Origin of the sequence: Streptomyces sp. NBC_01298 (assembly GCF_035978755.1) — a bacterium.
Lineage (GTDB): Bacteria > Actinomycetota > Actinomycetes > Streptomycetales > Streptomycetaceae > Streptomyces.
In genome coordinates this window covers 8,824,857-8,847,282 of the sequence record NZ_CP108414.1, presented here as the reverse complement: position 1 = coordinate 8,847,282, position 22,426 = coordinate 8,824,857, and the positions used below count along the sequence as shown (strand labels likewise).

Sequence of the window (22,426 nt, the reverse complement as noted above, 5' to 3'; positions counted from 1 at the left end):
GGCCGCGCCTTGACCTGCGCCGCGCACGAACCCGGATCCGTCCGACGCGTCACCGCCAGCCATGCGCGATCTCGTTCACGGGCAGGCACTCGGCCAGCAGGTCGACGACGTCGCGCCAGGCTCGCCGCGCGTGCTGTGGGTGGTAGCCGACGCCGGGGACCGTTGGGTGGTCGACCGGCGGGTGGTGGAAGGCGTGCAAGGCTCCGCCATAGACCGTGAGGCGCCAGTCGACGCCCGCGGCCTGCATCTCGGCGGTGAACGCGTTTCGTTGAGCGGGTGGCATGATCGGATCTTCCGACCCGACCCCGGCCCACACAGGGCAGCGAATGCGCGCCGCCTCACCCGGTCGACCCGTGGTGGTCGCGTTGACTGTCCCGATCGCGCGCAGGTTGACCCCGCCGCGCCCGAGTTCCAGCGCGACGGCGCCCCCGGTGCCGTAGCCGACGGCGGCGATCCGGTCGGGGTCTGTCCGGGGCTCGGAGCGCAACACGTCGAGCGCCGCATGGCCGATCCCCCGCAACCGGTCGGGATCGGCGAGCAGCGGCAGGCATCGGGCCAGCATCTCCTCGGGGTCACCCACATAGCGCCCGCCGTGCAGGTCGAAGGCCAGCGCTACATATCCGAGTTCGGCGAGAGCATCGGCCCGGCGGCGCTCGACGTCGCTGAGCCCCATGCCCTCTGGTCCGAGCAGCACCGCGGGCCGGCGGTCGACACCGGACGGGACCGCGAGGTGCCCGATCATCGTCAAACCGTCGGCCGGATACTCGACCGCCCGCGTCGTGACCTTCGTCATGGGATTCGCCGTCGGATTCGCCATGAGAATGGACTGTAGTGATCGTCGAGCCCGGTCGACACCGGAAACGGCCTCTCGGGCCCGAACCACCACTCCTCAGCGGCGGCGCGCCCAGCAGGAAACCATCAGCCATGCGGCGTCGGCGAAGCCCGGATCGTCGAAGTGGGCGATGGCGCGCTGGATCTGCCGTCCGGTCATCAGGCCGTGCGCGAGGAGGCCGGGGGTGGCCTGGGTGAAGCACTGGCGCCAGTAGGCATCCTCCACCTCGCTGCGGCCGCAGACGGACAGTTCGGCGGACATCGCGACATCGGTCAGTCCCGCGTCGGCCATGGCCGCGGGGATTTTCCGTGCCCAGGTGTTGTCCGTTCCCTGGGTCCGGGCCAGCAGCTCTCCGCAGGCGGCAAGGAGGGCGGCGAACTCGGGTTGGGGTGAGGCTTCGGCCGGCAGGTAGGTGGGGTCCTCGATCACGAGCCATCCGCCCGGCTTGAGCCAGCTCACCATGCGCCGCACCACCTCCGCGGGTTCGGAGAGGTGGGTGAGCAGCGCCCGCACGTGGACGAGGTCGAGGGAAGCGGGAGGGAAGTCTTCCCTCGTGACGTCCTGGCGCAGCACCGTCAGGTTGTCGGGCCGGGGCATCGCGTCGAGGTAGCGGGTGTCCAGGTCCGTGGCGGTGACCTGTCCGTCCGGGCAGCGCTCCGCGAGGTGGTGGGCCAGGGAGCCGGTTCCGGCGCCGATGTCGGCGCAGTGCCACGAGCGGGTCATGGGGAGGCGGTCGAGGACGCGGATCGTCGCGGGGTCGCTGATCCTCTCGAGGAGGCGCAGCCGCTCGTACTCACCGGATCGGTCGTGGCCCAGTACACCGTCGGCGTAGGCACGTCCGGTGTCCCGCGCCAAGGTGTCCGTCGGGGTCGGCTTCACGCTCGCGCCCCGGTGTCGGTCATGGGGCTCGCCCACTGGCGCATGAGTTCGACGAGGCGGCCGCAGTAGGACCGCTCGGCCTTGATGTACTGCCGGCCCTGGGCGCCGAATGACCAGGCGACGGCGTTCATCTCCTCGTCGTCGTGGGAGGGTGCCGTGGTGAAGAACTGCTCCAGTCGTTCGCCGATGGTCGGGAACTGGCCGGTGGGGAGCCTGAGGGCGTAGACGCCCACTCTCTCGATCCGACCCGTTGCCGCGGACATGGTGACGGAGAACGTGCAGCCGGTGGGGGCGGTGAAGCCCTCCATGTCCTTCAGTACCGCGGCTTCGGGCAGCTCTGCTCCGGTGAGGGCGAGGAGCCGTTCGGCCTGCGCCGGGGTGAAGCCCTCGATGGTGCGGAAGTAGAGGTTGACCGACTGGTTCTGGTAGTCGACCGCCACGTGCCGCACCCACGTGAGCCCCAGCTTGTCGAAGGCGGCCTCATGGCGGCGGATGCCCTGCGGCACCCCGGGCGTGGCGAGGACGTCGGCCATCGGCCGCATCCCTCCCAGGAACACCCAGGTCTTCACGAGCCCGTCTACGGCGTCGAAGTCGCAGAGCTCCGTCGAGCCCTCGTACAGGCCGCTCCATGCCCCGATGAGCCGGGCCATGGGGTCGGCCGGGGCCAGGAGTCCGGCGCTCGTCGCGATGGCGACGGTGTCGGTGGGACGGCGCGCGTAGAAGCGGTAGTTGAGCGCGCCGGCGGGCTTGCTGGTGGTGCGCCACAAGACCGCCCCCTCGTGGAAGCCCGACTCGTACACGTCGAGCATGCGGCGCGTCGTGCTGGGGCAGTAGCCGGCCCCGATGGCGCGGGCCGTCGCCTCCATATCGGTCAGGAACCGGTCGGGCGAAAACTGGCACGATTCGGGCATGAGTCCTCCGGTGCGGGTGAAGGTGGTGTTCGTTCAAGAGCGTCGGCTACGGCTCAGAGCGCGCGGTAGCGTTCGACCGCGTCACGGACGTCGCCCGTGCAGGTCGATTCGACACGTCCTCGCTGCGGACGCATGAGGTACAGGACGGTCCGGATGGCCGCAGGCCGATACGGACCTCGTCGAGGGTGTGGGGGAAGTCCAGGGTGGCCGCGTGGTCGACCGTGCGGTACTGGACGAGTTCGGCGACGGCCCGCGAGTCGAGGCCCGCACCGCGCATCCGCGGATCCGCTCCACGCGTGCCACGACCGTGCCCGTGTGCTGCCTCTTCGATCAGCCGTACCAGCTCTGCGCGATTGGCAGCGTTCACGCAAGGGATCTCTTCTACGCAAGGCCGTGGGGGTGTGCATGGCGAGGCCACCCATCGGAGCTACGCCTTCCGGTTGTTCCGGGCGCTCATCAACCCATACAGGGATAGCTATCCGCAACAGCGCATTTATCAATAGTTGTCCGGTACAAAAGCGCCCGGCGCACGCCCCTGGGAAGCGACGCGCAACGGGCGCGGCGACCGGGCGCCCTGGGGCGAGCTAGCCACGCCGGGAGAACCACGGGGCGAGAAGTCCAAGGAAGTGCCGACCCGGTCGGCCCGCTGCGCCACGAGGGCCGCCATGGAGATCGCCCATACGGCCGGGCGTGCCGGGCGATTGTCGGATCTGTTCCAGCGGTGCCCGTGCCAGCCCCAGCTGAACCCGCTTGGGCCCTACCCGCATGGCCCTCAAGAGGGGAGGTACCTGCTGTCCGTACCGCCGCCGCAGCGAGCTGCACGTGCTCCCGCGTGCCGAGGCCAAGGCCCCGCCGGGGTTGCGCGTCGGCATCCGGCCGGACGGCACACGCGTCCGCATTCCCCTCCCTGGCCGGGCTGGGGTGCTTGCTATACTCCACGAGTCGGCCTTCGGCGACCCAACTTGGGTGCGCGCGAAGGCTTTTTTTATGCCTTCTGACACATCTGCCCACGGCTCTCCTCCCACCACCTACCGTGACCTGCTCCGCAACCGTGAATTCGTCGGCCTGTACGCCGGCTTCACGCTGTCGGTCGCCGCGAGCACCTTGTCGGGCTTCGCGCTCGGCACGCTGGTCAACCAGCAGACCAAGTCCCCGTTCCTGACCGCTGTGAGCATGTACGGCGCCGCCTTCGCGACGGTGCTCGGTGCGCTGACGCTGATGTCGGTCGCGGACGGAAGCCGTCCTCGCCGGACCCTCGTCGCGCTCCAGTGCGTCTCGCTCGTAGGTGTTGCGGCGCAGGTGATTCCAGGGCTGCCGCTCGCCGCCCGGTTCGGTCTGCTCCTCGTACTGGGGTTCTTCCAGTCCCTGGGAACGGGCACACGGATGGGGCTGCTCGCCGAGGTGGTGCCGGCCTCCACCTATGCACTGGCGCGTTCGCTGATGAACATCACCTCGGGCGGCATGGCCATCCTCGGCTACGCCATCGGCGCCGTGCTGCTGCGGTCCCTGAGCCCGCAGGGGGTCTTCGCCGTCGCGACAGCCCTGACCGGCGGTGGAGTGATCATTGTGGCGGTGACGGTCCGAGAACGTTCGATCCGCCTGACCCGTCGCCCTGGACTGCGCCAGACCTGGACGACGAACATCGAGCTCTTCTCCCACTCCGGCCAGCGCGCGCTGCTGCTGAACCTGTGGGTCCCCAACGGTCTGATCGTTGGCTGCGAGGCCCTGTTCATCTCCTACGCCCCCCACCACGCCGGCGTCTTCCTGGCCGCAGGATCGGCCGGCATGCTCCTCGGTGACCTCGCGGTCGGGCGGCTACTCACCGCCGAGCAGCGGCGCCGCTACGCATTCGCCCTGCGGCTGGTGCTCGCCGCCCCCTACCTGCTGTTCGCCGTCCACCCGCCCGTGCTGGTGGCGACAGCCGCGGTGTTCATCGCCAGTGCCGGCTTCTCCGCCACCCTGCCGCTTCAGGAACAGCTTCTGGAGTTGACTCCTGACCCGGTCCGTGGCCAGGTCCAGGGAGTCGAGTCCGCCGGCCGGATGACGTGGCAGGGTATCGGTGCCGCGATCGCCGGTGGCATCGCCCAGCAGTTCACTTCTGGCACGGCCATCACCTTTGTGGCCGCCGTCTCCATCGCCATCGCCGTCTTCTCCCGGCCCTTCGTGGTCCGCGCCCGAGCCGTCCACGTCCAGGCGGCCCATGGATAGGGGTCCCGCGACGGTGCGAGCGGCGAGTGCGGCCGGACGCGGAGTGGGCGCAGGCCGGTGGGGAGGGCAAGCGGGCCCCGGCCGTCACGATCGCGCGAGCTACGGACGTACCCGGCGCACCGCAGGCGGGGCGTCCGCATGTGGCCCGGGTCGCTAGGCGACAGGCTCCAGGAGCGCGCGGGCGGGCCGTACATCGACGGAGAGAGGGCGCTGCCGTGGCTCAGCGGCGAAAGCCGACCGTGGACGAGTCCACCTGGACGGAGCGGTTTCGTGCCCGGCCTCCCTGGGGGACTGTCAGGATTGGGGTACAGCAATGCCCGCTTCGGGGAGGACGAGTTGACGATCTCAGAGGCCCAGGGGCCGATGGTGCCGCCGAGTTACCCCCCGCGGAGTCCTCCGCCGCAGAAGAAGCCGGTAGAGGCACCCCGGCCACAGCCTGCCACGAAGCCCAAGGCACAGCTGATGCCCCGGCGGCCGCGCATGCAGATCCGCAACCGGCAGACCACGGTGCTCACCTTCCGCGCCGACCAGTGGGCGGCGGCCAAAGCCGCCCAGCAGGCCCTGACCACCGTGCGCGGTTGGGGCTACCCGGAACTCGACGCGGACGACCTTGATGCTGCCGTAAATCTCCTGGTGAATACCGTCGTGAAAGACGGCGGGAAACGGGTCAGCGTGCACCTGGCCGATCAGGACCAGAAGATCTTGGTGCTCGTCCTTGGCCATGTGCCCGATCCCGGCCCCAACGAGAACATCCTCGGCAGCCTTGGGGCCCTGCGCACCGTGGACTCGTGCGGAACCGATGCCGCCGAGGACGGCCGCCGGGTGTGGGCGCTCCTCGACGCCGAGCCCCGCCGCCTCGGCGGCACGGCCGCGTAGGAACCGGAGCGCCGGCGACGTGGGGTGGCGGGGGTGACTCCGCGGCAGACTGCTCCGGCCGGTCCCTCTGCTCAGCGGCGTGGGTCGTCAAGTGGACGGCGAGGAGATCGAACCGCGCGGCTTACGTGCGCCTTCGGCCAAATCACGCGGTCAGCCTCGCAGTTCACCGAGTCCTGATGGTGAGAGCGTGTAGACCTTCCCGTAGGCCCGGAGGGCTTCGGCCGGGTCGTCGGGGCGGTCTCGCAGGACGGCGTCCAGGAAGGTGAGGGTGGCTCCGGCGACGACGCGCGGGCTCTCGGTGCGGCCCAGGGTGCCGACGATCGAGGGCAGCGGTGGCAGGTAGAGCGGGCCGTCCATGAAGGTGAGGTGCCCGGCGCCGGGAACGGTGAGCCGGTAGCTCGTCGCGGTGCTGTGCTCGAGGGCGTCGGTGAGGCGGGGCAGATAGCGCGGGTCGGTGCCGGCGGTGATCTCCTGGGTGAGCGCGAGCGCCGGCTGCTCGAGGGCGGGCGCGGTGGGGCCGTGGGGGTAGCCGTCCAGGTCGACGACGGCGCCGAACCGGCGGTCCTGCCGGGCCGCCTGCAGGGCGGCGCCGCCCAGGGAGTGGCCGGCCACCGCGGCGCGGCCGGTGTCCAGGCGTCCGGTCAGCGGGTCGGCGGTCTCTGCCCGGTCCAGCCGTTCCAGCTCGGTGAGGACGAAGCCGAGATCGGCGGCCCGGACGGCGGTCCAGCCCGCCGCCAGCTCCTCGTCCCGGTCCCGGTCCCCGCTGGAGGCGGTCGTGGCGCGGATCGTGCGACCGTCAGCGAGGACGACGACGGCGGAGTCGTACGGGTGGTCGAGGGCGGCGACCAGGTAGCCGTGGCTGGCCAGCTCCTCCGCCCAGGCGGTGTTCTGGGTCCGGACCCCGCCCGACCCCGGGGAGAACAGGACGACCGGGAACCGTTCTCCCCCAACGGCCACCGGGGCGTCGACGACCGCACGGCTGCGAGCCCGCGGGACGCCGTCGACCAGGAAGCCGGGCAGGCCGACCCCGCCGGCGAGGGCCTCGGCGACGGTGCGGGCCTCCTGCTCCGTGCGTCCCAGGTACTGGGCGCGCCGGGTGCCGGCGGGGCTCTTCTGCGCGGGGTACCAGAGCTGGGCCACGACCGTGCGCCGGTCGTCCGGATCGGCCGTGAAGCTCTCGGGGCGGAGCGGGTCGGTCCACTGCACCACCCGTGTGCCGACCGCGAAACCGCCCGACGGCTGGGGGAATTCGGGCACGGGGAAGGCCCGGGCCGCCACCGGTCCCATGGCGATCAGGCCGGCGCAGGCCAGCGATCCCGGCAGCGCCAGCCACCAGCGGGCCCGCCACACCGGTCGGCCGGCACGGCGTCGCAGGAGGGGTGGGAGGGCGAACGCCGACGCCAGGGCGGCGCCGGCCAGGACCGGCAGCAGCTGCCAGCGGATCCCCACCGCGCCCAGCACGGTCGCGGACGCCACGAGCACCGCCCCCGCCCCGATCGTGACGGGCCGGCGGGCGGCCGGGGGGAGCCAGCGCCCCGCCACCAGCCCGAGGGCACCCAGCAGGACGAGGACTTCCGGAAGGGACATCGACGGCCCCGTGATGGTTTCGGTCACCCGGCCATGCTCGACGCCGGGTCCGCGCCGCCGAATCGGTCGCGGGTCGCCGCCGGTTGCCACTCCGGTCGCAACCCGGGCGGGCCGCCGTGCGACCGGAGTGGCATGCGGTCACGCCCGCCCGGCAGCCGCTCTGCGACCGCGGGAGGTGGTGGGCCTCATCCTGCGGTCGTACCCCGGCAGGGTGCGGTCAGACGATGGACTCATGCGCACCGCCGCCCCAGCGGCCTAGGCTCGGCACGTACGCGCTGACGGTCCCGGTCGGGCCGCCAAGACGACCGATCGACGGGGAGGTGTGACGGTGCGCCACCGGGACCGGGTACCGCCCCTGGTGTGGGACGCGGCGCTGCCGATCCTTCTCCTCCTCAACGTCGTGACCACCTACCCGGCGCGGGAGCTGCCGGTGGCCGCGGCGCTCACCGCCGCCCTGGCGCTCCCCCTGCTGTGGCGGCGCCGGGCCCCGCTCGCGGTGTTCGCCGCCGTCGCGGCCGCGGCTTTCGTCCAGTGGTCGATGGACGTCCAACTGCTCGCGGACGTCGCCCTGCTGGTGGCCCTCTACACGGCGGCCACGCACACGGACCGGCGCGGCACGCTCTTCGCCGGTGCCGTCGTGGAGGCCGGAGCCGTGCTGGCCTGCCTGCGCTGGGTACCGGACGGCGCGTTCTTGACCCCCTTCGTCGCGCTCTCCGCGACGGTCGTCGCCGCAGCCGTCCTCGGTGTGAACGTGCGGACCAACCTGGCTTACCTCGCCGCCGTGCAGGAACGGGCCGACCGGGTGGCGCTGCACCAGGAGCAGCAGGCACGGCTGGCCGTCGCCGAGGAGCGGGCCCGGATCACCCGCGAGATGCACGACATCGTCACCCACAACCTGTCGGTCATGGTCGCGCTCACCGACGCCGCCGTCTACGCCCAGCACAGGTCCCCGGAGCGGGCCACCGCCGCGATGCTGCAGATCTCCGAGACGGGCCGGCAGGCGCTGACCGACATGCGACGCTCGCTGGGCGTCCTGCGGGCCGGCGAGCGGGACGCGGAGCGCCACCCGCCGCCGGGCATCACCCAGTTGGAGGCTCTGGCCAACCAGATGGGCGCCGCCGGGCTACCGACCCGCCTGGAGGTCCGCGGCGGCCACACCCACGTCCCCGCCACCGCGCAACTCACCGTCTACCGTCTGGTGCAGGAAGCCTTGACCAACACCCTCAAGCACGCACCCGCCGGTACCCGCGCGACGGTCCTGGTCGAGTGCTCGCCCCAGGCCGTCGGCGTGGAAGTCACCGACAGCGGCCCCCGCCCGGCGCGGCCCGGAGCCGCACCGTCCGGCCACGGCATCCCCGGCATGCGCGAGCGCGCGGCCGCCTACGGGGGGATGCTGCGGGCCGGACCGCTTCCGGGCGGCGGCTGGAGCGTCCGTACCCGACTCCTCCTCCACAGCTGCGGAGCGGGCTCCGCATGACGATCCGCATCCTGATCGCCGACGACGAGGCGCTGCTCCGGATGGCCTTCGGCACGGTCCTGGAGGCCCAGCCCGACATGACACCGGTCGGCGAGGCCGCGGACGGCGCCCAGGCCGTCCGCCTCGCCCGGGAGCTGCGGCCCGATGTCGTCCTCATGGACGTCCGGATGCCCGGGACGGACGGGATCGAGGCGACCCGACAGGTCGTCGAGGTCTCCCCGCGGAGCAGAGTGCTGATCCTGACCACCTTCGACCTGGACGCGTACGCCTTCGCCGGTCTCGCCGCCGGAGCCTCGGGCTTCCTGCTGAAGAACACCAGGCCGGAGGAGCTGCTCACCGCGATCCGCAATATCGCGGCGGGCGACGCGGCGCTCTCCCCGCGGATCACCCGGCGCCTGCTGGAGGACTTCCGTCCGCACCTGCCCGACGGGGGCGCCGCCGTCCGCGACGAGCGGTTGGACCGGCTGAGCGCCCGTGAGCGCGAGGTGCTCGTCGAGGTCGGCCGCGGCCTGTCCAACGCCGAGATCGCGGCCGCGCTGTACCTCGCGGAGGCGACCGTGAAGTCCCATCTGGGGCGGATCCTGCACAAGCTCGAACTCCGCGACCGGATCCAGGCCGTGGTCTTCGCCCACGACAACCGCCTGGTCCGCCCGGCCTGAGAAGGTGCTGGGTCTTCGGCTGGTCACTCGCTCTTGAGGTCGTCGCCGAGACGGGTCGGTCCGGGGGTACGAGCAGCTGCTCGTCGAGGTCGCAGTCGACCTCGACCTCGATATCTACGAGTGCCCGCCGCCGGATGCCACCGCCGCCTTGCCGGGACTCACCGGTCCGGCTGCCACGCCGCGCCACACAGCGAGGTCTCGGCCGCTTCGGCGTACAGGGCCGCGCCCAGCCAGGCTCGGGCGAAGTCGGTCGGGTCGGCGGGGAGCAGGCGGCCGAAGGGGTCTCGGGCGCGCCGGGTCGCGGTGCGTTGCAGTTCGGCCAGAAGGTCGGCGGCGGTGGGGAAGGCCGAGCGGCGCAGCCGCCCGGCGTCGGTGGACAGCGATCCGGGGACGGACAGGAAGGGGCGTCCGGCGGCGACGGCCTGTTCGAGGCGGCGACGCAGGAGGTGGAGGGGGGCCGGGTCCGCCCCCCGGCCGGTGGGGGCCTGTGCGACGGACGTCGGCGGGGCGGAGGGGAGGTCGGCGCGTTGCAGCCGGTCCAGGCCCAGGTCGACCCGCCGGGTGGGATCCGCCGGATGGGCGGCCGCCAGGAGCTGGAGGGTGGGTCGGGAGTCAGGGACGAGGCGGCCGACGACGCGCAGGCGCGTGCCGGGCAGGGTGGCCAGCATCCGGAGGTTGTCGCGGTACGCCAGCGCGGGATGGTCGTGGGCCGCGGTGAGGCGGAGCGTCAGGTCGTCGCAGGACGTGGCGAGGAGGCAGTCGCCGCCGGTTTCACGGACGGGGCCCAGGATCGTCACGTCGAGGAAGAGCAGGTCGGCACCGGGAGCTTGGGAGTGGAGGGCGCGCGCGACCTGTCCGGCGGGCGGCGGGGCCCACAGGGCGGCGAGGGGTTCGTCCGTCCAGGCCGCGCCCGCCGCTTGGACCGCCTTGCTCCCGGCGCCCGCGCCGAGGCGGCCGGTGGGCGAGACGGTGGCCCCCGACAGGGCGAGCCCGGCGTGGGACAGCTGGCGGTGGGTGAGCGCGGTGTCGCCCAGGCGTACGGTGCGCCCGGCTGCCGCCGTGGCGCGGCCGGGGCCGCCCGGGGCGATGTCCGAGACGGTGTAGAGACGGCCGTCGGCGGCGGCGGTCCAGGTGATGGCGCCCGCGTAGCCGTCGGCGGTGATCAGGGGTTCGGTGAACAGGCCGTACAGGCGCAGGGATCCTTCCGGTACGTAGGTCTGCCGGGCGGTGCCGCGCAGGGCGGCCAGTTCGGGGCCGGTGGCGTCGGGCAGCCGGTGGGCGGTGCCGAGCAGTTCGCGGACGGCCGCCGTGAGGTCGGCGAGGCGGTGGGCCGGGTCGGCGGAGCGGGCGGAGCGCAGCGCGGTGACGACGGAGACGGCCGCCGCGGCCGGGCGGGGCAGGCCGCCGAGCTTGGCGGTGTGGGCCGCCCGCAGGAGTTCGGACTGCAGGACGGCTCCGGCGCCTTCGATGCCCGTGTCGAGCACGGCGGCGCCCGCGGCCCAGAGCTGGGCGGCCGCGGCCCGCTGCTCGGGGGTGGCCGCGCTCTCCTCGGCCGGCGGCGGCTCCGGTGATCCGGCGTCCCCGCCGGAGGACGGTTGCCCGGAGTCCGCGTCACAGGACGGGCCGGCCACGGGGTCGGCCACCGGCGCGGCGGACGCGACCGCCGCCCGGTGCAGGCAGTCCGGGGCCAGCAGGCAGCCGCAGCGGATCGCGTCCGCCGTGACCACCACCCCGGCGGGGGCGTGGAGTTCCAGGCCGGTCTCGTCGTCGACCGCGATCCGTACGATGTCTCCGTCGCGGGTGACGGGCCGGTCGGCGATCTTGGTGATGGCGGCGTCGAGCCGCTTGCGCAGCCTGGGCGAGAGCGCGCCGACGATCTCGGCGGTCACGGCCGGCGCGACGGCGGGCAGGTGCTGGCTCATGCGATCTTCTCCCCTACCCAGCGGGCGAGTTCGAGCGGGCTGAGGGCGGCCACCGGCATCCCCGCGGCAACCAGCTGCCCGGCGACCCCGGTCGAGTACCGGGGGCGGCCGGCGTCGTCCAGGCTCGCGCAGCCGAGTACATGGCACCCGGCTCCGACGAGGGTGCGGACCTCGGAGAGGAGCCCGCCGACCGGATGGCCCTCCTCGAAGTCGCTGATCACGACGACCAGGGTGCGGGACGGGACGGTCACCAGCGTGCGGGCGTGGCGCAGCCCGGCGGCGATGTGGGTGCCGCCGCCGACCCGTACCTCCAGCAGCAGGGACAGCGGGTCGTGCACGTGGTCGGTGAGGTCGATGACCTCGGTGGAGAAGGCCAGGAAGTGGGTGGAGAGGGTGGGCACCCCGGCCAGGACGGCGGCGGTGAGGGCAGACCAGATGGTGGAGGCCTCCATGGAACCGGAGACGTCGGTGACCAGGACCAGCCGCCAGTCGGCGGCGCGCCGGGCGCGGGAGCGGAACACCGGGTGCTCCGGGATGACCCGCACGCTGCCGTCGGGGGTCCGGCGGGCGGTGGCGAGGTTGGCGCGCAGGGTGCGGGCCAGGTCGAGCTGTCCGCCGGGGCGTCGGCTCGGGCGGGGCAGCGTCATTCCGGTCAGGGCGGGGCGCAGCCGGGTGGCCAGTTGCCGGGTGAGTTCGTCGACGAGTCGGCGGACCAGGGGGCGGAGTGCGCCGAGCCGGGCCTCGGGGAGGCCGCCCGCGTGCTGGAGGACCGTGCGCAGCAGGTCGACGGAGGGGCGGACGGCGGCGGGGTCGAGTTCGCCCAGGACGTCGCGGCGGCCGGCCGCGGCGGCCGCCGCGAGGACCTCCTCCCGGATGCCGGGGCCGAAGAGGGCGGACAGTTCCTCGGACCATTCGCGGACGCCGGGGTAGGACGCCTGGCGGCCGCCGCGGTTGCCCGCGCCGAGCTCGCCGCGGGAGCCCTCGCCGCGGCCGCTGCCGTACAGCTCGTCCAGTGCGGTGGCCAAGGGTGCCGCTGATGGGGGCAGTTGGTCGGCGCGGCGGCCGAGTACCAGTCGCCAGCGGTCGGCGGGGGCCAGGACGCGGTCTCCCGCGGGCGCGGCGGGCGTCGCCGGGGATCCTGCCGGCGGCAGGCCGGCCCGCCGCACGGCCGCGCGGTCGGCCGTTGCACCAGGCGCAGCGGGCGCAGCGGGCGCAGCGGGCGCAGCGGGCGCAGCGGGCGCAGCGGGCGCAGCGGGCGCAGCGGGCGCAGCGGGCGCAGCGGCGAACGGGGCCGGGGCTCGGCCGGGGACGGGCGGTGGTGTACCGGTCGGATCAGGACTCGTGGGCTCCGCCAGGGGGACCGGTGACGGTTCGCCGGGGTGGTCAGCGCCGTCATGCGGCGGGGGCGCGGACGGTCCGCGGACGTCGGGACCCGCCGGAAGGGAAGGAGGCAGCAGGCCCAGCCGGTCCAGGGTCCCGCGGGCGGCGAGGTCGGCGCGGGTCCACAGCGCCAGCGCGGCCGGGTCGATGCCGTCCGTGTCGGTGACCGGGCCGACCGCGTCGCCGAGCCGTTCTTCCACCGCCGTGAGCAGGCGGTCGCGGGAGGCGGGGCTGAGGGTGTCGAAGCCCCCGCGCAGGGCGGGAAGGCGGTCCAGGAAGGCGGTGTCCGCGAGGTCGGTGACGCGGTCCAGCACCGGGTCGAGGACGGGGGCCATGGTCTCCAGAAGTGGGGCGGCGGCGGTGAGCAGGCCGATGAGGCGGCCGGTCAGCGCGGTCCGGGTGGCGGCGTCCGTGGCCGCGTCCACCCAGGACGCGGTACGGGTACCGAAGGCGTGGGCGTCCTCGTGGCCGAGCAGGACGCGGACGGCTCCGGCCGCGGCGGACATCAGGGGCGAGCCGTCCGCGGCCAGCCGGGTGAGGGCGTCGGTGAGCCGGATTCCGCCGAAGACGTCCGCGCGGTGGGCGAGTTCGAGCAGTGCTCGGGCGTCTTCGGGGTCGTCGGAGCCGGTGAGGCCGTCGACTTGGCGGACGGCGGCCGAGGTGAGCAGTTCGCCGACCGCCGCCGACCGCGCGGCGCGGTCCGGGTCCGGACCGAGTCCGGCGACGTGGCCGGCCCGGATGCGGTCCAGCAGGCCGAGGGCGGACAGTAGTTGGGGCAGCGTGCCGGTGGCCGGGACGGACCCGCCCAGTTCCCTGAGCCGTTCGTCGGCCAGTGCAGGCAGTCCGCAGGCGGCGGCCTCCGCGAGGCCGTCGATGCTCTGGGCGGCGGTGGGCCCGCCGTCGTCCTGTTCGGCGCGGCGCCGTTCGCGCAGCAGGCCTTCGGCGGCCTGGGCCGGGGTGACGCCGCGGTTTCCGGCGGCGGTGAGCATGGCGGCGGTGGCCGGGGTCCACCGGACCTCCCACCGGGTGGTCACGGCCTCGCCGGCGCCGGCGCCCGTGACGGGCGTCGACGTGGCGTAGGGGATGCCGCAGACCGTCAGCCGGCGCAGCAGGAGTTCGCGGCGGCGGTCGAGGTCCGAGCGCAAGGGGTCGAGTCGCAGGTCGCGGGCGGCGGGGCCGCTGTCGGCGGGGCCGGGCAGGCCCAGGGCCGCGACCTCGTCCTCCACGGCCGGTGCCAGACCGCCGCGCGGGGCGGCGGGCGCGGGCCGGCCGGAGCGGGTGCCGACCAGGACCCGTTCCAGGGACCGGGCGACCGCGCGACCGCGGCCGAGCGGTTCGCCCTGGGCCAGTACGGTCTGCACGGCCTCGATGAGTTCGCCGCGGCCGGGCGCGGGCAGGCCGCGGAGCCGGGCGAGGTCGCCCGCCAGCCGGACGATCTCGCGGGCGTCCGCGGGCCCCGAGGGGTGGTCCTGCGCCCGCAGTTCGCCGCAGATCCGCACGGCCGTGGTGAGCAGTGCCTCGTCGATGGCGGCCGGACGGCCCGCCGCCTCCAGGACGAGATGCTGCCATTCGGGGTCGCGGATGCCGGCCGGGTAGCCGGATCGCTCGTCGAGCAGCGGATAGGTGTACGGGATGAGGGAGACGGTCCAGGCCGGACCGCTGGGGAGCGCCTCTCCGGGCGACCCCGGGCCGGGCCCGGGGCCCAGGAGCGCCGGGGTGTGGAAGGCCCCCACGACCACGGCGGCCCGGCGGCCGGCGGCCACGGCCTCCTCGATCCGGGCGCGCATCCAGCGCTCGCGGGCCAGGTCCGACTCGGCGACCGCACCGGCCCGTTCGGCGTCGTGCCGCAGTGCCCAGCCCGTGAGCAGGGCGGCGCGGCGCAGCGCCTCGGGCGGGGAGCCGGGGGCGGTGGTCTCCACCAAGCGGTCCCACAGGTCCTCGCCGGGACGGCCGGTGAGGCGGGCGGTGAGCGCCTCCCGCAGCCCGGGTCCTTCGAGGCCCGCTCCGGCCGGGTGCCGGGGCTCGTGCCGGGCCGGGTCGGACAGCGGAAGGTCGCAGGCGATCACGGGGATGTCGTGGCGGGCGGCCCAGCGCAGGGCGACGAGTTCGGGAGAGAAGTCCGCGAACGGGTAGAAGGCGGGCCCGCGCCCGTCCCCGCCGGCTCCGTCCCTGCCGGAGCCGGCGGGGACGGCGGGGACGGCGGCCAGGGCGACGGGGGCCCGGGTGTCGGCGTGGGCGAGCCAGGGCAGCCACTCCTGCAGATCCGCGGGGAGCTCGACGAGCAGCACCTCGGGCTTCGCCGCGTCCAGCAGTTCCGGTATGACGGCGGCGAGCGACGGCGCGTGGTGGCGGACGCCGATGAGGTACGGGGCGGTGGGGTCGGTCAGGGCCTCCACCGCCTCGTCGGGAGTCATGGCGTGGGCGGTGGAATCGGCCGGGGAGACGGAGGCTTCCGCGGTGGCGGTGGCGGTGGCGGCCGGGGACGGGGACGGGGACGGGGACGCTACGGTCATGGTGTCAGCTCTCCAGGACCGGGCGCAGGTCCCACAGGGTGCGCCAGGTCGCCGAACCCTGCTCGGCGCGGCGGCGCACCGCACCGTCCCAGTAGCCCAGCAGCCGGGCGGCGTCGGCCGGGTCGTCCTTGCGGACCACGCCCAGCAGGTGCCCGGGGAGCAGGGACAGCACGTCCCGGTCGCCGGGGAAGTACGCGGCGGCCAGGGCCAGCGAACCGGCCACGGACACCGCCTCCGCGGTGCTCATCACAGTGGAGGGGCGCTCGACATCCCAGCCTTCGGCCGACCGCCCGTCCCGCAGGTCGCGGAAGGCCGTCACGAGGGCTTCGAGGATCGCGTCGTCCACCTGGAACGGGGCACCGGCCCGGGTGACGGCCGCGTGGGCCTGGCGGCGTACCAGGGCGGTCTCGGCGTCCAGGTCGCCGATGGGGCCGACGGTCTCGAAGTTGAAGCGGCGCTTGAGGGCCGCGGACATCTCGGAGACGCCCCTGTCGCGGAGGTTGGCGGTCGCGATGAGGGTGAAGCCGGGGGCGGCATGGGCGAGGGCGTCGACGCTGCCGGCCAGTTCCGGGACGGCGATGCGCCGTTCGGACAGGATGGAGACCAGGGCGTCCTGGACCTCGGGCAGGCAGCGGGTGATCTCCTCGACGCGGGCCACGGCGCCTCGGTTCATGGCGGTGAGGACCGGAGAGGGCACCAGGGCCTGCCGGGTGGGGCCCTGGGCCAGGAGCAGCGCGTAGTTCCAGCCGTACTTGAGCTGGTCCTCGGTGGTGCCCGCGGTGCCCTGCACCACCAGGCCGCTGGTGCCGCACACGGCGGCCGACAACAGCTCGGAGAGCATCGACTTGGCGGTGCCGGGCTCGCCGACGAGCAGCAGCCCGCGTTCTCCCGCGAGGGTGACGACGCAGCGTTCCACCAAGGCGCGATCGCCGACGAACTTCTGCTCGACGACCAGCTTGCGCGGGACGCCGTCAGGCGCCACGGCGCCCTCGGGCAGCCGCAGGGCCTCGCCCGCGCTGCCCATCACGAAGGTGACGACGGCGCGCGGGCTCAGCAGCCAGGCGGGTGGGCGGGGGCCGTTGTCGTAGGCGGCGAGGAAGGCCAGTTCGGTGGCGTGGCTGTCCTCGGGCGGGCTGACCTGACGGGCGGACGGGGCTGCGGACGGGAGTACGGAAACGGTGGTGTTGATGGTGCCGGTGGTGTTGATGGTGTCGGTGGTGTCGGTGGTCATCGGCGGCGGCCCTTCCGGGTGGCACGGGTGGTGAGTTCTTCGAAGGCGGGGGCGTCGCCGTCCTTGACACGGTCCCAGGCGCGGGCGAACAGGGTGGGCACCGGCAGGTGCGGCACGGCCCGGGTGTGGTCGCGGAGCGGGTAGAGGGATTCCTTCCAGGTCTCCACCGGCAGGGCGGGGGCCTTGAAGTCGTGCCAGCCGCAGGGCAGGAACAGCGTCCGGCCCGCGCGGGACCGCTTGGCCTCCAGGACCAGTCCGGTGGCGGCCAGTTCGGTCCTGGCCTTCTTCGACCGGCCCGGCGTCCAGCCGGTCCACCGGGCGCGGTCGCGGTCGGTCGGATCTGGCAGTGCGAGCAGTTGCAGGTAGAGCACGGCCGCGTCGTCGCCCAGCCCGTGGGCCGCGGCCACCTCGGCGACCAGCTCCGGGACCGAGCGGGCGGGGTCCTGGGCGTAGCCGGTGAAGCCGCCGGGAGCCGACCCGGCCAGGACGGCCTGTTCCAGGTCGTCGCCGAGCAGGGTCCGCACGGCGGCCAGGGAGTGGCCGCGGCCCGGGCCGACCAGCCCTTCGAGCAGCCCGAGGACGGGGTCGTCGGCGCCGGTGATCCCGGCCGTACGCACCAACGTCATCTCGGTGTCGCCGTACCAGGGGCGCAGCACGAGGGCGTCCCCGAGCCGGGTGAGGCCGTCGTCTCCCGCGCCTCCCGTCGCGGGCAGGCCGTACGCGGTGCGCAGCGGGGCCGCGGTGGCGGTGCCCTTCTCCGTCCACTCCACGTCAAGGTCGAGGATGAGGCCGGGGTCGGCCAGGCGCCGGCGCAGCGCGGCGAGTCCGGCCGGCAGGTGGGCGCGCAGCGGATGGCCGTACGGCAGTCCGTAGGCGAGCCCGCTGAGCGCGGCCACCGCGCTCGTGAGGTGGCCGCGGCCGGGGACGGCGGCCGGATCCTCCGCCACGAGGTGGCCGTCCTTGTCGAGCCGCATCGGGGTGGTGCGGCTGAGCCACGCGGTGGTGCCGGGGTTGAGGACGGCTTCGGCCGACGCGATGGAGATACCGGCCAGGAAGTCTCCCAGCTCCTCCGGCAGCCGGACCTGTGATCCCAGACGCTCCGCCCAGGTCTTGGCGGCCGCCGCGGTGTCGGGGCCGGTCTCCCACAGGTCGGCGGGGTCGGCGGGGAGCAGCGCGTCCAGCAGCGCCAGCCGGTTGGTGCGGCCGAGCGCGCTCAGCCTGGCGTCTGCCCGTTCGGCCTGCCGGGCCTTGAGGCCCACCAGGGCCAGCCCTGCCGCGTCGAGTTCACCGGTTCCCGCCGCGACGAGGAGTGCCGCCTGTGCGGGCCCGATGCCGGTGGCGGCGTCGAAGGTGACGGGCGCCTCGGGCCGCCACGGCGCGGCGCCGCGCTCGCGGACGAGGCGGATCAGCGGGAGCAGGCGCTCGTGCGGGAGGGCGGGGGTGTACCGCTGGTCCTCGTGGTGGGTGAAGCCGGCGATCTGGCCGAACGCCCCTTCCGGGTCGTGGTCCAGGGCGAGCCAGTGGACGCGGTCGTTGCGCTGGGTGTGCCCCCGGCCGAGGATCACGACCGTGCGGTCGCCGCGGCGCAGCACCTGGCCGAGCCGCTGCTTCTTGCCGACCTGGTCCTCGCTGTCCTCCTCGCACAGCAGGACCTGTCGCAGGGCGCCCGCGGGGTTGGCGAGCGGGCCGGTGGCGACCGCTTCCAGGAGGAGCAGCAGCGCCTCCCGGTGTTCACCGGTGGTGGTGGGGGCGGCGGCGCGGTAGGCGAGGGGGGCCAGGGCGTCCAGGAACGGCAGCCAGCCCAGTTCGATGCCGGGGACGGTGTGGGTCTCGCTCGTCCAGCCGTCGCCGAGGGCCGGCAGCGCGGTGGGGTCGGGCAGCGGCTTGCCGTCGGCGGGCTTGCCGGACAGGACCTGGTTGACGGAGAGGATCTGCTGGAGGCCGCTCCACCTCGCTTCGCGCCCCCAGTAGCCGTGTCTGCCCGGCGTGGCGATCCCGTCCACGGCGGCCGTCAGGGTCGTGTCGTCCCCGTGCGCGGGCCGGTGGTCGGCGTACATCCCCTCGCCGTGCCGCTTCCCGCCGTGCGGTTCGTGCCGCGGGGGTGCTCCGTACGCGGCGATGGCGGCGCGGTGGTGGGCGGCCGTCCGCACGAGCACGCTCACGCCGGTGAGCAGCCGGGCGTCGGTCAGCGCGGGGAGCGCCGTGGCGACGGCTGCCTCGATGAGCTCGTCGGCGGTGGGGCCGTCGTACGACTTGTCGGCGGCGACAGCGGCCTTCCGTCCGGCCAGTGCCGTGGCGACGGTGTCGAGGAGGGTCGTGATCTGCGCGTCGGTGACCGCGCGCAGGGCGGCCGAGCCCCGCTCGTCGCGCGGGCGCAGGGCGTGCCAGAACGCGGGCGGCGGGACGTACCGGGTGCCGGCGGCGTACTCGCCGCCCTGCTCCCCCAGGGGTACCGATCCCAGCGCGTCGGTGGTGGTGGCGCCCGCCGGATAGAGCTCGACGTTGCCGCCGACGACGGCGGCGAGGGGCGCCGCTCCGCCCGGCAGCCGCAGGGCGCCCAGCGGTACGGAACGGTCCCGGCGGCCCGGCGCGACGGCCAGGGTGACGGTCCGCCCGTCGGGGGTCCCGGAGGTGACGCGGCGGTCGGGGTCCTGTCCCTCGGTGCGCACCCAGCGGCCCAGGACGGTGCCGTCGGTGCCGAACGGCGTGGTCTCCAGTCCCGGGAGCAGCGGCAGGACCTCGCATTCCTCGGTCACGAGGCGGGCGCCGTCGCGGATTCCCGACTGCAGGAAGGCGGGCAGCGAAGCACGGCCGTGGGTGCCGCCCGCCGGGTCGTACTCGACCCAGCAGTGGTCGCGGCCCTGCTTGCCCTGGCGCCAGTGTCCGGTGCCGTCGCCCAGCACGGGGCGGGTGGACGGCAGGGTGGTGTCACCGGCGTGCAGGGTACGGCCGCCGGTGGCGCGGCCACCGCCGGGCAGTGGCAGCGACGGGGAGCCGACGTCCTGCCCGTTCCACCACTGCGGCAGCTGCTCGCCGCCGAGGGTGAAGGGTTCGCCGGGGCGGTTCGACCAGTACGCGCGCTGCTTGCCGTCCTCCGTCCAGATGACCAGCAGTTCGCCGTCGGTGTACCGGAAGCGGGGGCGCCGCCAGCGGTCCAGGTCGGCGGGCAGCCGCAGCTCGTGTTCGAGCAGCACCCCTTCGGGGCCTACCACGACGGCCGTGTGGCGGTTGGCGAGGACCAGGGCGGGCCAGGCCTCGGTGACCACCATCCAGTGGTGCTGGTCGGTCCGGTCGGTGTCGAGCCGCCGGTAGGTCTCCTCCAGGGCGGGCCAGCCCAGTTCGTCCAGGACACCGGCGCGCAGGGTGGCGCCGAGGACCGGCGCCAGGTCGTGGGCGGCGATCCGGGCGACGGCTTCCGGGTTGACCTGGCCGGCGACCGCGCGGAAGGACGACAGGCGCCGGAGCGCCGAGCGGGAACCGGGCAGTCCCGCCGCCCCGGTGAGTTCAGCGGCGCGATCGCGCAGCCAGTCGTGGAGGACGGCGCCGAGCACCGGGTGGGCGGCGATCTCGGTGAGTACGGAGTCCTTCGAGCGATGGCCGTTCATGCCGTTCAGTGCTTCGTACAGCAGTCCGCGCAGGCGGGGGCGGCCGGCGACGGCCGTCAGGTCGCGGCGGCCGGGGGTCTCATCGCCCATCCAGCGCTCCAGCGGGAGGTGGACGCTGGCGCCCGCCGCCGGTTCGGTGACGGGGATGTCCCAGGCGACGCAGGCGTCGAGCAGGTCCAGGTCGGCGCCCGCGTGCCAGCGTCCCTGGAAGAGGTCGGCGGGGCGGCCGTCGGCGCGCAGCCTGGGGGCCATGCGCTCGACGAGGGCGAGGGTGCGCGCGCAGCGCTCCGAACTGGACGAGCCGTGCTTGCGGTGCAGGGCCCAGCGGCTGAGCCAGTCCGCGGGGTCGACGCCGTTGGTGGGGTCGCCCCCGTCCGTGCTCTCCGTGTCGGTGAGCAGGGTGTCCGCGCCCGTCTCCGCGAGCAGCGAGAGCCAGGCCTCGTCGGCCTTCCGGTCGTTGCCGAGCCGGGTCGGCATGATCTCCAGCAGGCGGGCGCGGATCTCCGGTCGTACGGCCGCGAGCGCCACCAGGGTCGGGCGGTAAGCGGTCCAGAAGGACGCGGGGGCCCGGACGATGCTCGGTGAGGCGATCAGATCGCCGACGAAGGCGCTCTCGGCGTTACCGGCGGGCCCCCGGTCCAGGCCCGCGGCCTTGATGAGCGCGCGGGCATCCTGCGGCAGGGCCGCGTACGGGGCCATGCCCGCGGCGCAGCGTTCGACGGCGAGTTGCCGGAACTGCGCCCAGGCCTCGGCCGGGTCGAGGCGGCGCGACAGGTCCTGCGCGTGGTCCTTGAGCGCCTTGACGGTCAGGGCCCCGGCGAAGGCGAACTCCAGGAAGACCGCCCGCTGCCGCTCCTCGTCGACCGGCAGGCCGTGGACGCGCTCGGCGGCGCGTGCCTTGCCGAAGAGCGTCGCGGCGTAGGTGCTGTTGTCGTGCTGGAGGAAGACGCGCGCGGCCTGTTCGTAGAAGGTCGGCAGGAAGTGCGGTACGGCGCGGCCGAGCCGGGTGGCGAGTGCCTCGAAGCCGTCCTTGGCGGCGCCGGCCCGGGACTTGGCCTGGCGGGCCAGCCGTTCCATGTCCTTGACCAGGGCCAGCGCGTGGTGGCCGTTGGCCGGATCGTTGACCAGGGCCCAGGCGGGGAAGCCCAGCGTCTCGCGGCGCACCTGTCCCACTTCCGGGGCGTCGGGCTCGCGGGCGAGTCCGAGGAAGTCCAGTGCCAGGTCCTCCGCCTCGCCCAGGGTGCCCGCCACCAGGCGCACCACGCGCCGGTCGTCCAGGGCCGGGTGGATGTAGGTGCGGGCGGTGAGGGTGTCGGCGTCCTCGCCTGAGACGGTGCCGGCGCGCAGGATCGCCCCGGCGTCCAGCAGGGCCGCGGCCCGGGTGATGTCGTCGGTGTTCATGCCGCCTGCTCCTCGTCCTCGATGTCGCGTCCCGCGTACAGGGCCGCCGCCATGCGCATGCCTTCCGACCAGGCGACCGGGCCGACCTGACCGGCGGTCAGGGCCCGGCCGGCGGCGTCGGTCCAGGTCAGCGAGCCCGTCTCGGTCCGCTCGTAGCTGTCGTAGTCGCCGATCCAGATGCGCGCCTCGACCGTCGCGCCGTCCTCCACGACCGGGCAGACCGCCTGGCCGCCGCGGGCCCGGTAGCCGAGCTGGGTGGTACGCCCGTGCAGGAACCGCAGTTCCTTGAAGGCGCCGCCCGCGTAGTCGTCAACCGAGGCGGTCTCCGGGTCCAGGTCCGCCGGGCGGTGCCAGACCTCGCGGAAGAGCTGCTGCACCCGCTGGTCCACGGTGAGTTCGACCGCGAACTCGCGCAGTTCTTCCAAGTCCGCGAGCAGAACCGGGTGCGGGATGCGGACCAGCTCGGGGCTGATGCGCACCGTGTCGCCGTCCAGGTCGACCAGACCGAGGCCCCGTACGGGGTCGGCGTCGCGCAGGAATCCGGCGACTTCGCCGTCCTCACCCGTGACGACGAGGTCGTACAGCGCGGAACGCCAGGCCGTGTCCTGCCACACCCGGGCGATGACCGCGACGGGGACGGGCAGCGAGCGCACCATCCAGCGCTCCACGTCGGCGACGCACTGGCGTTCGTGCCGATCCAGCCACTCCACCAGCTGGCGCAGTCCGACCACGGCCGGGTCGTCCGCGAGTTTCCCCGGGACCGTCTTCAGCCGGCGACCCGCCGCGTTGCGGCAGACCACTTTCCCGTCGTCGAGGGCGACTTCGTAGTCGCCGGCCGGAACCCACCCCATGTGCTGTCTCCTCGGTCAGACGGCCTGGTCCGGGGCATGGCACGGCATGGCACACCCCCTGTCGCAGCGCCGCCGCGATCATGTTGGTGTGACT

At 74.3% G+C, this 22,426-nt stretch carries 14 protein-coding genes; 4 read left to right on the top strand and 10 right to left on the bottom strand.

What is annotated here, in order from left to right; genetic code table 11:
- Nucleotides 1-49: 49 nt before the first annotated feature.
- The 4 genes from OG730_RS40350 to OG730_RS40335 form a co-directional block, all read right to left on the bottom strand.
- Nucleotides 50-793, bottom strand: a complete 744-nt coding sequence (locus OG730_RS40350; protein ID WP_327309611.1) for a dienelactone hydrolase family protein — start codon at nucleotides 791-793, stop codon at nucleotides 50-52.
- 96 nt (nucleotides 794-889) lie between these two features.
- Nucleotides 890-1,711, bottom strand: coding sequence for a class I SAM-dependent methyltransferase (locus OG730_RS40345; protein WP_327308965.1), 822 nt, complete (start codon nucleotides 1,709-1,711; stop codon nucleotides 890-892).
- The gene (locus OG730_RS40340) at nucleotides 1,708-2,622 is read right to left on the bottom strand and encodes an aromatic prenyltransferase (RefSeq protein WP_327308964.1); all 915 of its coding nucleotides are present in this window, start codon (nucleotides 2,620-2,622) and stop codon (nucleotides 1,708-1,710) included. The genes OG730_RS40345 and OG730_RS40340 overlap by 4 nt, the downstream gene beginning before the upstream one ends.
- Nucleotides 2,623-2,668: 46 nt before the next feature.
- Nucleotides 2,669-2,989 carry a hypothetical protein gene (locus OG730_RS40335; protein WP_327308963.1) on the bottom strand — a complete coding sequence of 107 codons (321 nt, stop codon included), beginning with the start codon at nucleotides 2,987-2,989 and terminating at the stop codon, nucleotides 2,669-2,671.
- 620 nt (nucleotides 2,990-3,609) lie between these two features.
- Between OG730_RS40335 and OG730_RS40330 the strand changes: the two genes are divergently transcribed.
- Both OG730_RS40330 and OG730_RS40325 read left to right on the top strand, forming a co-directional pair.
- On the top strand, nucleotides 3,610-4,830 hold the full coding sequence (locus OG730_RS40330; protein WP_327308962.1) for an MFS transporter: 1,221 nt from the start codon (nucleotides 3,610-3,612) through the stop codon (nucleotides 4,828-4,830).
- A 462-nt stretch (nucleotides 4,831-5,292) separates the two neighbouring features.
- Nucleotides 5,293-5,706, top strand: a complete 414-nt coding sequence (locus OG730_RS40325) for a hypothetical protein (protein WP_327308961.1) — start codon at nucleotides 5,293-5,295, stop codon at nucleotides 5,704-5,706.
- Nucleotides 5,707-5,856: 150 nt separating this feature from the next.
- Here OG730_RS40325 and OG730_RS40320 read toward each other — a convergent pair whose 3' ends face one another.
- The gene (locus tag OG730_RS40320) at nucleotides 5,857-7,320 is read right to left on the bottom strand and encodes an alpha/beta hydrolase family protein (protein WP_327308960.1); all 1,464 of its coding nucleotides are present in this window, start codon (nucleotides 7,318-7,320) and stop codon (nucleotides 5,857-5,859) included.
- Between the two features lie 295 nt (nucleotides 7,321-7,615).
- Here OG730_RS40320 and OG730_RS40315 point away from each other — a divergent pair, with 295 nt between their 5' ends.
- Nucleotides 7,616-8,770, top strand: coding sequence for a sensor histidine kinase (locus tag OG730_RS40315; RefSeq protein ID WP_327308959.1), 1,155 nt, complete (start codon nucleotides 7,616-7,618; stop codon nucleotides 8,768-8,770).
- Nucleotides 8,767-9,429 (top strand): response regulator, encoded by a 663-nt coding sequence (locus tag OG730_RS40310; protein ID WP_327308958.1) that lies wholly within the window; start codon nucleotides 8,767-8,769, stop codon nucleotides 9,427-9,429. Before OG730_RS40315 ends, OG730_RS40310 begins: the two co-directional genes overlap by 4 nt.
- Before the next feature lie 158 nt (nucleotides 9,430-9,587).
- On the opposite strand, the gene OG730_RS40305 is transcribed toward OG730_RS40310, so the two are convergent.
- From OG730_RS40305 to OG730_RS40285, 5 genes are read right to left on the bottom strand one after another with little or no spacing between them, the layout of a single operon-like run.
- Nucleotides 9,588-11,351, bottom strand: a complete 1,764-nt coding sequence (locus OG730_RS40305; protein WP_327308957.1) for a hypothetical protein — start codon at nucleotides 11,349-11,351, stop codon at nucleotides 9,588-9,590.
- On the bottom strand, nucleotides 11,348-15,244 hold the full coding sequence (locus tag OG730_RS40300) for a vWA domain-containing protein (protein WP_442815160.1): 3,897 nt from the start codon (nucleotides 15,242-15,244) through the stop codon (nucleotides 11,348-11,350). Before OG730_RS40300 ends, OG730_RS40305 begins: the two co-directional genes overlap by 4 nt.
- A gap of 4 nt (nucleotides 15,245-15,248) precedes the next feature.
- A complete protein-coding gene (locus tag OG730_RS40295; RefSeq protein ID WP_327308956.1) occupies nucleotides 15,249-16,475 on the bottom strand; it encodes an ATP-binding protein in 1,227 nt (408 codons plus the stop codon).
- On the bottom strand, nucleotides 16,472-21,481 hold the full coding sequence (locus OG730_RS40290; RefSeq protein WP_327308955.1) for a hypothetical protein: 5,010 nt from the start codon (nucleotides 21,479-21,481) through the stop codon (nucleotides 16,472-16,474). Before OG730_RS40290 ends, OG730_RS40295 begins: the two co-directional genes overlap by 4 nt.
- Complete coding sequence (locus tag OG730_RS40285) at nucleotides 21,478-22,332, bottom strand: DUF4132 domain-containing protein (protein WP_327308954.1); 855 nt, start codon at nucleotides 22,330-22,332, stop codon at nucleotides 21,478-21,480. Before OG730_RS40285 ends, OG730_RS40290 begins: the two co-directional genes overlap by 4 nt.
- Nucleotides 22,333-22,426 lie beyond the last annotated feature (94 nt).

Bases quoted from the DNA above. Each gene is read 5' to 3' on its own strand.
- OG730_RS40330 (WP_327308962.1), top strand. From the start codon at position 3,610: ATGCCTTCTGACACATCTGCCCACGGCTCTCCTCCCACCACCTACCGT.
- OG730_RS40340 (WP_327308964.1), bottom strand. From the start codon at position 2,622: ATGCCCGAATCGTGCCAGTTTTCGCCCGACCGGTTCCTGACCGATATG.
- OG730_RS40300 (WP_442815160.1), bottom strand. From the start codon at position 15,244: ATGACCGTAGCGTCCCCGTCCCCGTCCCCGTCCCCGGCCGCCACCGCC.
- OG730_RS40310 (WP_327308958.1), top strand. From the start codon at position 8,767: ATGACGATCCGCATCCTGATCGCCGACGACGAGGCGCTGCTCCGGATG.
- OG730_RS40305 (WP_327308957.1), bottom strand. From the start codon at position 11,351: ATGAGCCAGCACCTGCCCGCCGTCGCGCCGGCCGTGACCGCCGAGATC.
- OG730_RS40350 (WP_327309611.1), bottom strand. From the start codon at position 793: ATGACGAAGGTCACGACGCGGGCGGTCGAGTATCCGGCCGACGGTTTG.
- OG730_RS40325 (WP_327308961.1), top strand. From the start codon at position 5,293: ATGCCCCGGCGGCCGCGCATGCAGATCCGCAACCGGCAGACCACGGTG.
- OG730_RS40295 (WP_327308956.1), bottom strand. From the start codon at position 16,475: ATGACCACCGACACCACCGACACCATCAACACCACCGGCACCATCAAC.
- OG730_RS40285 (WP_327308954.1), bottom strand. From the start codon at position 22,332: ATGGGGTGGGTTCCGGCCGGCGACTACGAAGTCGCCCTCGACGACGGG.
- OG730_RS40290 (WP_327308955.1), bottom strand. From the start codon at position 21,481: ATGAACACCGACGACATCACCCGGGCCGCGGCCCTGCTGGACGCCGGG.